Origin of the sequence: Turicibacter sp. T129, assembly GCF_025594975.1 — a bacterium.
Lineage (GTDB): Bacteria > Bacillota_I > Bacilli_A > MOL361 > Turicibacteraceae > Turicibacter > Turicibacter bilis.
In genome coordinates this window covers 1-439 of record NZ_JAMQUU010000132.1, presented here as the reverse complement: position 1 = coordinate 439, position 439 = coordinate 1, and the positions used below count along the sequence as shown (strand labels likewise).

Annotated in this window: 4 tRNA genes; all 4 read right to left on the bottom strand. The window is 53.1% G+C overall.

What is annotated here, in order from left to right:
- Positions 1–49 precede the first annotated feature (49 nt).
- The 4 genes from NEH75_RS13535 to NEH75_RS13520 all read right to left on the bottom strand — a co-directional run bounded on the left by NEH75_RS13535 (position 50) and on the right by NEH75_RS13520 (position 372).
- Positions 50–125, bottom strand: a tRNA-Val gene (locus NEH75_RS13535).
- A gap of 6 nt (positions 126–131) precedes the next feature.
- Positions 132–207: transfer RNA gene (locus NEH75_RS13530), tRNA-Phe, on the bottom strand.
- 10 nt (positions 208–217) lie between these two features.
- Positions 218–293, bottom strand: a tRNA-Asp gene (locus NEH75_RS13525).
- Positions 294–296: 3 nt separating this feature from the next.
- Positions 297–372, bottom strand: a tRNA-Met gene (locus NEH75_RS13520).
- Positions 373–439: the final 67 nt, after the last annotated feature.

Genomic DNA, 439 nt, shown 5'->3' with positions numbered 1-439 from the left:
ACAAGTCAGTTGCTCTACCAATTGAGCTATTCCGGCAGTTATTTAATTATGGTGGAGGATGACGGGCTCGAACCGCCGACCCTCTGCTTGTAAGGCAGATGCTCTCCCAGCTGAGCTAATCCTCCACTTAATGGTGGCTTGGGACGGAATCGAACCGCCGACACAAGGATTTTCAGTCCTTTGCTCTACCGACTGAGCTACCAAGCCTTTTTTAAAATGGCGGTCCAGACGGGGATCGAACCCGCGATCTCCTGCGTGACAGGCAGGCATGTTAACCGCTACACCACTGGACCTTTTGGTTGCGGGGACAGGACTTGAACCTGCGACCTTCGGGTTATGAGCCCGACGAGCTACCAACTGCTCCACCCCGCGATCTTATATTTAAAATAATTATGGCGGAGGAAGAGGGATTCGAACCACCGAGACGCTTACACGCCCC